Genomic DNA, 1,847 nt, shown 5'->3' on the forward strand with positions numbered 1-1,847 from the left:
GAGGTGATGTGCCATGTGGCTGCGCAGGTCCAGGTACCAGGTCTGCGGGCTTTCCTTCTCGGTGAAGCTTTCCTGGAATGAGACCACCCCGTTGAGGGTGATGATGTTGAAATCATTGGCCAGCGAGAAGCTGACATCGTCGCCGCGCACGAAGAACGGGAAGGCCAGGTGCTCTGCCTGCTCCACCGGGAAGGCGAAATACCACCAGCCGCCGTAGAAATCCTCCGGCACCGGCTGCGCCGCTTCGTGCTCCATCGCCAGCATCTGGCCCATGTCGCGCAGATCGGTGCCCATGTGCAGCGGCTGGCAGCGGGTGAAGAAACGGGCGCCGTTCTCCCAGATCGCCCAGCGGTGCTGCTCGCTGATCATCGCCCCGGCCACAGCAGTCCCGGGATCCCTGGCATAGGCCAGCATCATCCAGGTGCGCTCCAGGCTTTCCATGTGGATCGAGGCGTCATCATCCATGAACAGGCAGTGCGAAGCGCCGCGGGCGCGGGCCTCCAGCAGGCCGCGGGTGAAGCCGCCGGCCCCGCCCAGGTTTTCATTCGGCACCAGGGTGACGCCCGCGTGCGGCGCCAGCTCCACCGACTGGCCGTTGTCGGTGACGATCATCTGCACATGCGGCTTCATCCAGGAGCGTTCGCGGAAGGCGCAGAACCGCTTCACCGTGCGCGCCACCGCCGCCTCGCGCTTGAAGGTGGTCACCGCCAGCGCCAGCTGCGGCTCCCGCCGCGGCGCGTCCTGCGTCTGCCAGCTGGCCCCGGTCAGCCGCCCTGCCCCCAGCGCGCGCAGCTCGAAGAACAGCACCCCGGGCGTGGCGCCCGGCTGCAGCAGCTGGTCCAGGCTGATCTCCAGCCGCCCGTCCTCCGGAAATTCCGCATAGCGGCTCACCACCCGGTCCCAGGACCGGCCGCGCGGCGCCAGAACCACCGCCAGCTCAAAGGCGCCCTCGCCCTCAAGCTGCAGCGTCAGGCTCTGCAGCCCGCATTCGCGCTGCCATTTTTCCAGGTTGAACAGGTTGAACCAGTTGCCGAAGGACACATGGCCGCCGGCCGCAAAGCGCAGCTCGCGCTGCTCCGGCGACACCGCCACCGGCCCCTGCGCCCGCAAGTAGAGGTCATGTTCGGTGCAGATCCCGAATTCCGGCCACATCAGACTCTGCAGCGCCGTTGCGCCCCCCGCAGCCCGCACATCCATTGCCATCGGTAAAACTCCTTTGCCCGGCACCTGCAATCATCACTGGGGGCTGCATACTGGAGCTGGCAGCGGAAATAAATTCCTCTTTGCCGCCCCGCTTCAGATTCCCGCGCCCGGCGGCGCCTGCGCGCTATTCCAGCATCGCCTCATGCACCTCGATCGCCTCATCGAGGTCGTCAAAATAGCGGATCCTGCCGTGCTCCAGCACCAGGCCCGCATTGCAGAACTGGCGCACCTGGTTCATCGAGTGGTTGACCATGATGGCGCTGGAATGCTTCATCCGGTCGGCAAAGAGCGCGCGGCTCTTGCGGCGGAACGCGCGGTCGCCCACCGCGGTCACCTCATCGACCAGATAGGTGTCGAAACGGATCCCCATCGAGGCACCGAAGGTGAGCCGCGACTTCATGCCGGAGGAATAGCTGCGCACCGGCATGTGGTAGAATTTGCCCAGCTCGGCAAAATCCTCGACGAAATTCACTAGGTCATCGGTGTCCACCCCGTAGATCCTGGCGATGAAGCGGACATTCTCCGCCCCGGTCAGCTCGCGGTGGAAGGAGCCGCCCAGCCCCACCGGCCAGGAGATGGTGCCATCGCTGACCACCCGGCCGCAGTCGGGGCGCATGGTGCCCGCGATGATCTGCAGAAGCGTC

At 65.9% G+C, this 1,847-nt stretch carries 2 protein-coding genes; both read right to left on the minus strand.

Features of this window, described 5'->3' with window-relative positions; all coding sequences use genetic code 11:
• A partial coding sequence (locus tag CAER_RS0126900; protein ID WP_154667879.1) for a glycosyltransferase occupies positions 1-1,203 on the minus strand: 1,203 nt, incomplete at its 3' end.
• A 124-nt stretch (positions 1,204-1,327) separates the two neighbouring features.
• The coding region (locus CAER_RS28625) for an ABC transporter ATP-binding protein (protein ID WP_036798097.1) at positions 1,328-1,847 on the minus strand (520 nt) is incomplete at its 5' end.

Source organism: Leisingera caerulea DSM 24564 (genome assembly GCF_000473325.1).
Classification (GTDB): domain Bacteria; phylum Pseudomonadota; class Alphaproteobacteria; order Rhodobacterales; family Rhodobacteraceae; genus Leisingera; species Leisingera caerulea.